Annotated in this window: 8 protein-coding genes; 7 read left to right on the forward strand and 1 reads right to left on the reverse strand. The window is 36.8% G+C overall.

The window, feature by feature from the left end; translation table 11 throughout:
* Positions 1–37: 37 nt before the first annotated feature.
* Complete coding sequence (locus GHD00_RS11145) at positions 38–193, forward strand: hypothetical protein (RefSeq protein ID WP_163538236.1); 156 nt, start codon at positions 38–40, stop codon at positions 191–193.
* Between the two features lie 240 nt (positions 194–433).
* Here GHD00_RS11145 and GHD00_RS11150 read toward each other — a convergent pair whose 3' ends face one another.
* Entirely contained in the window at positions 434–643 is a 210-nt protein-coding gene (locus GHD00_RS11150) for a hypothetical protein (RefSeq protein ID WP_163538237.1), read from the reverse strand.
* 318 nt (positions 644–961) lie between these two features.
* On the opposite strand from GHD00_RS11150, the gene GHD00_RS11155 reads away from it, so the two are divergent.
* The 6 genes from GHD00_RS11155 (at position 962) to GHD00_RS11180 (ending at position 8,214) form a co-directional block, all read left to right on the forward strand.
* Entirely contained in the window at positions 962–1,078 is a 117-nt protein-coding gene (locus GHD00_RS11155) for a DUF3231 family protein (protein ID WP_163538238.1), read from the forward strand.
* Positions 1,079–1,145: 67 nt separating this feature from the next.
* Positions 1,146–2,159: a DUF3231 family protein gene (locus tag GHD00_RS11160; RefSeq protein ID WP_163538239.1), complete on the forward strand. Its 1,014-nt coding sequence runs from the start codon at positions 1,146–1,148 to the stop codon at positions 2,157–2,159.
* Between the two features lie 962 nt (positions 2,160–3,121).
* Positions 3,122–3,619 carry an RNA polymerase sigma factor gene (locus tag GHD00_RS11165; protein ID WP_163538240.1) on the forward strand — a complete coding sequence of 166 codons (498 nt, stop codon included), beginning with the start codon at positions 3,122–3,124 and terminating at the stop codon, positions 3,617–3,619.
* Positions 3,619–5,121, forward strand: a complete 1,503-nt coding sequence (locus GHD00_RS11170; RefSeq protein ID WP_163538241.1) for a zf-HC2 domain-containing protein — start codon at positions 3,619–3,621, stop codon at positions 5,119–5,121. The genes GHD00_RS11165 and GHD00_RS11170 overlap by 1 nt, the downstream gene beginning before the upstream one ends.
* Positions 5,122–5,452: 331 nt before the next feature.
* A complete protein-coding gene (locus GHD00_RS11175) occupies positions 5,453–7,162 on the forward strand; it encodes a methyl-accepting chemotaxis protein (RefSeq protein WP_163538242.1) in 1,710 nt (569 codons plus the stop codon).
* A gap of 14 nt (positions 7,163–7,176) precedes the next feature.
* Entirely contained in the window at positions 7,177–8,214 is a 1,038-nt protein-coding gene (locus tag GHD00_RS11180; protein ID WP_163538243.1) for a sugar ABC transporter substrate-binding protein, read from the forward strand.
* Positions 8,215–8,320: the final 106 nt, after the last annotated feature.

Consider the following 8,320-nt stretch of genomic DNA (forward strand, 5'->3'; position numbering starts at 1 on the left):
CTACTTATGCTTCGACGAATTTATTGTATGAAGCCGGTTGGGTTTAAGCTCAAGTGGAATTAATGATACATTATCTATTCCAGTAACTGCAGGAGAACGCCTGCTGATGGTTTTCTCTGTAGAAATTACAGAGGGTATTCCAATCGCTACCACTCTTACAGGTTCTGCAAGTGCAGGAGTTTCTATTTCATAGAAATACCATTAGTATGTATAAGTTAACGAAAAGGACACAATACTTCACTGCAATAATGATCTTCCACAATCGAGACGCGATTCTTTAAAGTGTCCTTTTGTTTTTGTAAAAAAACGTTACCGATGACAATGCATTTATTGTTATGGGGGCATGTGACTGGCTCTTTTTGAAAACTTCTGATATCTATACTTTATCAAGTATTATAGAACCAAAAAAACAACCCGGAAAGGTTGTCCTGTATTAAGGCATTAGTTGCGCCTCAACTTTTTTATCTTTTTCTGACAGATTTCTAGATTCATATTCTTCAATATATCTCTCAATCACATTTTCAATGATAGTAGCGATTAAATCGGTGAACATTTCAACTTCTTCTGTTGAATCAGATTGACGAATAGAATCCTCCAAAAATTCAATTTGTTCCATTTCTTCTTCACTTATGAATTTTTGCATCTCAGGATTTATCCTCATCTTCTTTACCCTTTCTTTTAATTCTCTAATCCTCTCGGCGACCTCTGAATTAGTTCTATTATATGTTTTAACAAGTTCAGAAGGATCTACACCACTTTTCATTTTCTCAAAGATATCATGATTATTCTTTTTTATTTGTTTCAACCGTTCTTTTTTGCCACAGTCATCTCTTCTCCATACTATTCTCTTAGTTTTGGGTGACTGTCACTTACAGCGAAGAACATATAAAAATGAATATTCTATTCCATAAGTCCAAATAATATTAGCCATGTAATACGTTGTAATGGAGGACAGAATATCATGGAAACTGAAAAGGACATAAAACTAACTTCTGCAGAGCTTTCCCAACTTTGGGCTTCTTATCAAAATGATAGTGGGTCTATATGCGTTTTAAAGCATTTTTTGAAGACGAATTAGCGAAGAAAAATGAAGGGAGTTTACCCAAAAAATCAACTACTTTTATAATAAAATGGAGGTCATCATAATGGACACCCCACACAATAACGTTAAGTTAACAGCAGCAGAACTTTCACAGATTTGGGGAACTTATCAATATGACACTCTGTCGAAGTGTTTGCTTCAATATTTTTCAGCAACCGTTGAAGATCCGAATATTAAAGACATCGTCCAACACGGTTTAGAGTTGTCACAATCCCATATTGCAAAACTTACTGCCTTCTTTCATAATGAAAATTGTCCTGTTCCTCAAGGCTTTACCGACGCTGATGTCAATGTCGGTGCTCCGCAATTATATTCAGACAGTTATATATTATACTTCATGCATCAATTGGGGAAGTTGGGAATTAATGCGTTTAGTGTGGCTGTTGCTTTATCAGCAAGATCGGATATTCATGCTTACTTTTCAAACTGCCTTTCTGAATTTACCAATCTTCATAAAATGGCGACAGATCTATTATTAAATAAAGGGCTTTATATCCGTCCACCACACTTACCAACACCAGAAAAAGTGGAATTTGTGAATAAGCAAAGTTTCCTGACTGGATGGTTCGGTAATCGAAGACCGCTAGTTTCATTAGAAATTACGAATCTGTATGAAAATATTCAGCGAAATGCCTTAGGTGTACCGACCCTTATAGGGTTTAGCCAAGTAGCCAGTTCAAAAAAGGTGAGGCAATATATGGTGAGAGGGAAAGAAATCGCGGCAAAACACGTTGAAATATTTGGATCCATTTTACGTGAAGATGACTTACCTGTTCCAATGTCATGGGATATGGAGGTTACAGATTCAACTGTTTCGCCGTTTTCAGACAAACTGATGATGTTCCTAACAACTGGATTGATTTCAATTGGAATGGGTTATTATGGAACAAGTATGGCGACAACCATGAGGCGTGACATCCAGGCCCATTATAGCCGGCTAACTTCGGAAATCGGGAAATATGCCGAGGATGGAGCTAATATTATGATTGATAACGGCTGGATGGAGTACCCACCGCAAGCTCCTGACCGAGATAAGTTAGCAAAACATAAGGAGTAAAAACATCAAGAATGAAAAAATTGCTATGGAGCATTGCCTTACCCAGGATTACAAAAAAGATGTTCCGCAAACAAGGCGCTTTACTTGAATAAGCTATATAATCAAAAAGACACCTTCCATATACAACAATTGTATGTGGAAGGTCTTTTTGTACCGTATAGGAAAGTAAGGAAGCAATCTCGACGTAGTGGACCATTTTAGGAAGATAGATAAGCGCAACTACGTCTCTAACTTCGCCAAAGGCTCGTCAATCGCCGAGTTTTCTTTATACTATCAGAAAGTATAAAATTCATTCGCAATATCCATATACTACGCAATAACTTTAGCATGACTTTCTACCATACTTCCGAAGCTGAGTGCAAATAATCGCTTCGGCAAGATACTTCGCTTTTCACGGGCACGGCCTTAGCCTCCTCAGAAAGCAAAAGTCGCTTTCTTGCGGGGTCTGCGGCTCGCGCTGTTCCCGTTGGAGTCTACGTATCTTGCCTCCGCTTTGTGTGGTGTTCTGATGGAAGAAAGAGCACAAAAGAAATGAATTCCGCGCCTATTCTCCTGAAAGGTAGAACCTCTTAATTAGCGAAGTATTCTGCCGGAGCGAATGATAGCACACATCTTAAATTAGAATGGAAGGTAGCTGCATCAAGACAAATTTTCACTAGTTCGCAGTTTTGTTCTAATGCGAATTAGTTCGGATAAAGCTGATAGTACCGGCGGGTTTTGCCCGGTTCTCTTATGTGACTATTATTTACAGATTTCACAGAAGCAGAAGCTATTAAAATATTTACGAATATATAGATTATCATGCTATATTAATAAAGGTTTAATATTTTTAATGTTTCCTGTTAACTCGAAATCAACTAACATTCAGCAAATCCTTTTTATTAAAAAAATCAATTTTTCCGTAACTTTTCCATGATACAGTTGTCTGTATGTATAGAATGAAAAAGAGGTGAGAGAAAAAAATGGCAGATCCGTTAGAAAAATTATTTATAAAGTACAAGGATTCGGTCTATCGCTTCTTTTTCCGTTCGACGATGAATGCTCATAAGGCAGAGGAGTTGACGCAGGATACGTTTTTGCAAGCATTTAAAGGAATTGGACAATTTCGCGGCGACAGCAGCTTGAAGACATGGCTATTTACGATTGCTCGGAATATATATTTAAATGACGTAAAGAAAAAAAGTAATCAGCTAGAGCATCAGGTGGATCACACCGAGATGGATTGGCCTGATGCTCACAATCACTATGAAGCAGTCCACGAACAGCAATTGATTCAACGTGTGCTAAGTCAGCTGAAAGAAGAAGAGCGAACTTATATACTTTTAAGAGATTTTCAAGATTTCACCTACTCAGAAATAGCAAGCATTTTGAATCAAAATGAAGGAAAAGTGAAGATTGGTATATATCGGGCAAGGAAGAAATTCAAACGCCTATATCAATCACAAGAGGAGGGAATTTAATGAAGCTGACATGTGAAGCAGTTCAAGATATGTATGTGCTTTATCAAGAAGATGAATTACACCACAGTGTTAAACAAGCGATAGATGAGCATTTAGGAAGCTGCACACATTGCACAAAGGTGTATGAATCGGGAGATAACTTTATTAAAAGGAAGAATATCAAACAAGCAGATGAACCGATCAAGCCATCCAATAAGCTGGATCAAGAAATTAAGCTAAAGCTCAAATTACGGAAGATGCGTTTCCTTCTTTTATTTTTAGTAGTGGTCATTCTTATATTCAGCTTCTTTCAATACGTTGACAAGCGTAAAAATCTACTTTATGAAGTTTCAAGCTTAGAACAAACTGTACGTGACATATACTTTGAATTAGATCGCGTGAAGTGGGAAGGGGATGCCAATTTTAACACAATTGGTTTAATTGATGAGGTCAATGAGAAAACTCCAAGAATGAAACGACAGTTGAACTTGTTTGAAAGGAGACAAGAAAATAATCATCCGTATCAAATAACATTGAGCTTTAACTTGGGGGAATTTTTACATGTGTTACATGAGCGATACAAGCAGGATGCATGGTCAACACGGGATGAAAAAGCACTAACCATGATGAATGGTTATTTTGAAGAATATGAGAAATTATTGGAAGAACAGCGTTTGAGACTCAATCATGTTCGAGACTACCGACCAGTATCACTAGTTAAGCCCTTCCCAATGGAACAGCTTATGACCATCCATTATAACATTGATCGACTTGCGTACACATACAGTCATTTTCAAGAGTTTCCAGAGGAACGGAAGATACTAACTAAAAAGGAACAGAAGGCACTTGCCAAAGAAGTATTTCAAATGCCGGACGCAGAAGTAACCATTACGCCTGAGATTCCGCAAGAAGTACTAGAAGGTTTTGGTTCGTACAACACGATGATTCAGGGTGAACAAGGCAATTATTATGCAGAATGGAATGTGTATACAGGAAGACTGCTCAGCTTTAATAATAGTCAATTATCAAAAAACGGCGATCTTTTACCGGAAGAAACCGTTCAAGAAAAATTACAAGCTTATGTTCCACGAATACTAGATACAGAGGAATTTCGATTTGAAGTGAAAGGATTAAATTATAATTACGAGAGCAATGTCGATCATCAGTTATACACCTATCGGATTATTCCCATGCATAACGGCATCGATACGAACGCTGCTTATCGATTAACGGTTGACGCCCGAACAGGTAAACTTGCCAGCCTCATTTCGTTGGATCGTCCTTTTTATGCGGAGTTAAAGTTCTCTCCGGACGATGCTCAAGTAAACAAGGAGCAGGCGCTAGTCCATTTGGAAGAAAACTATTCGGGGTTTTCGTTTACGTATACCGCAATGCAGTATGTTCCATCGGTATTAACGAATCAATATGAAAAGGTATTTGTTTTTGAAGGAGAAAATGATCAAGGACATGAGAGACAAGTGTTTGTTAATGTGAGAACAGGTGAGGAAGAGGTAGTGTATTAATGTATATGCAAAGGCTTATAATGCCTTCTTTGAACTAATGAACAAGGGAATTCGAAGCATCCAAAAGGGCAACAAACCTTGTCAAAAGCGAAAAGTGATAAACAGCAGAAGTTGGTTTTGTCATTCCAAATGTAGAAGTATAGATCTAAGGAGCTGTCTTAAAGTTCACTGAGCTGAATTTTGAGACAGCTCCTTGTGTTAACTGAAACCACAACTGACCTCTTAATATAAATCTTAACTACTAAACATTATAGCGGTATATGTCGATATTACTAATTGCAACCCTAAATATATATAGGGAATTTGTATAAGAGGAAGGGAAAAGACAACTATGAAAATGAACAAATTATGGCGTGATCGATCGATTGGAGGAAAATATGGTCTTGTGTTTTCTGTGGTGATGGTGTTTTTTATATTATCTGTATGTATAACCTATTGGCTGCTTTCTAATGTTAATCAATATATCAAGGAAACACGTAGTGAAAACCAAATTGTGACAGCAGTGTCGGAGCTCATGTCACTATATCAAGAAAAATACCTATATATTCCTGAATACATAATTGATGAAGATGACGAAAGACTACTCGGCTACCTTGAACTTAGCAACGAATTTGTTCATACAGCGAAATCATTACAAGCAAATATTGTAACTGACGAAGAACAAGTTATCTTAAACCAAATTATTACAAACAACCATGAACTTGATGAGTATTACTTTAGTAACATCGTTCCTAATGTACAGCAAATTAATACGGAAACTTTCACTAAATTACAGTCAGAAGCAAATCTTTTAAAGGAAGAAACGATGGAGTTAGGAAATACATTAACCGAAGAAGCAATAGCATCTAATCTCGCTGCTATAAATAAAGCAGAACAGGGGATATGGGGGGCTATTCTCACTTTAATTTCCTCCATCGCTATTTCTTTCGTTATCTCCATTGCATTAATGTTCTTTATTAGTCGTTCTATACGAAAAAGCTTACAACAAGTGGTGAAAACTAGCGATGCCATTGCTAATGGTAATTTAAATGTCGAAAAGTTAGATGATACTAGTCATAATGAAATAGGACATCTGTCAAAATCCATCAATCGAATGCAAGAAAGTTTAAAAGATATGATTGTCCAAATCTCTACATTAGCAAGTACAGTCGATACTCAGGTGCAAAAATTCGCGAATACGTCTAATGAAATTAAAGAAGGCAGTGAACAAGTTGCTGTAACCATTGAAGAATTGGCACATGGTGCTACCAACCAAGCAGATGAATCCAGTAACATATCGGAAAAGACAAGTCATTTTAGCGAAAGAACAAACACTGCTAAACAGAATGGAGAACAATTGGTGCAAACTTCAGAGGAGGTTCTATCTGTATCAGTTCAAGGTGATAAACAAATGAGACAGTCCTTAACACAGATGATGACCATTACAGAAACTGTGCAAGATTCTGTCACAAAAGTAAATGGCCTTGAAAAACAAGCTACCTCTATATCTGAGTTTGTTAATACTATTCGTTCTATCGCAGATCAAACCAATTTATTAGCTCTTAATGCATCTATTGAAGCTGCACGTGCAGGCGAATCAGGCAAAGGTTTTGCGGTTGTAGCGGAGGAAGTACGTAAGTTAGCAGAAGAAGTTAGTGAATCATCAGAGAGTATTACAGAAATTGTTGACGGAGTGAAGGAAGAAATTCAAATTATGGTAGAGGGGCTAAACAAAGGTTTTTCTGAAGTAAACAAAGGAAAAGAGCAAATTGAAACATCAGGCCAATACTTTTTTGATATCAAGGAAAAAGTTTCTCATATGTCTGAAAGAATTCATGATATATCATCCACGATCTCTTATTTTCAACAATCTAGTGATGAGATAAATAGTTCAGTAGAGCATATTGCCTCTATCTCAGAAGAATCTGCTGCAGGTTCTGAACAAATCGCTTCATCTGCTATTCAGCAAAAAGAAGCAATCCAACAAGTTTCAGATGGGACTAATGAGTTACAACAATTAGTGGAAAAAATGAATAGATTAATCAAACGCTTTGAAATATAAAAGGTGGGAATAAGATGAAAATATTACATATATTAAGCTTCACAATAATCTTTGTATTAGTTGCTTGTAACTCTTCCGATTCGACCGTAAATGAAGTGGAAGCAACTCAAAAATTAATAAACAATCAAAATGAATTATATGTAGGCTTTGTTATCGATACACTTCGTGAGGAAAGATGGTATCGAGATAAGGAAATATTTGAGGAGGAAATCAAGAGTTTAGGAGGAAATGTGAAAACATTAGCTGCTAATGGCGATCAAAATGTCCAAGTGGAACAAGCTAAACTATTAATTAATGAAGGGGTTGATGTTTTAGTTGTTGTCCCTACTGATGCAAGTGATGCTAGTGAAATTGTTCATATGGCACACGATGCTGATGTAAAAGTGATCTCCTATGATCGTCTTATTTTAGATGCTGATGTAGATTATTATTTATCGTTCGATAATGAAAAAGTAGGAAAATTGCAGGCAGAAGCCATATTGGAAAAGGTAAGTAGTGGAAACTTTGCATACGTTGGTGGAGCTGAATCGGACAATAACTCGAAACTTCTTCGTGAGGGGAGTTTACAGGTTTTACAGCGACTTATAGACAATGGTGAAATCGAACTTGTTTACAATGAATTCACAGATAACTGGTCACCGGATGTAGCCAAAGAAAACATAATACAATTTATGGAAGAGACTGACCAAGGTCTCGATGCCGTTATAGCTGCAAATGATGGAACAGCAGGGGGAGTGATCGAAGCTTTTGGTGATCAAGCAGGAACTATTCCAATATCCGGTCAAGACGCAGAATTAGCAGCACTTCAACGTATTGTTGCTGGGACACAGACAATGACCGTATATAAATCCATTTCATTAATAGCTAAGGAAGCTGCAAAATTAGCAATAGATGTCGGAAATAATGAAACGATTACGACTGACACGAGCATAAAAAATGGAAATAAAGATGTTCCTTCTATTCTATTAGATCCTATAAGTGTAACCAAGGAAAACATACAAGAAACGGTTATTGCTGATGGGGTTTATGGAGAAAAAGAGATATTCGAATAAAAAAAGGACTGTCACATAAAGTCTAAGAAACAGACTTTATAAAGTGTACCCTTTGTAAAGGACATTTTAAAAAAAAGACTATGCTACATTGAGAAGATGATTCCTA

The sequence above is a fragment of the Gracilibacillus sp. YIM 98692 genome (genome assembly GCF_010993965.1).
Lineage (GTDB): Bacteria > Bacillota > Bacilli > Bacillales > Amphibacillaceae > Gracilibacillus.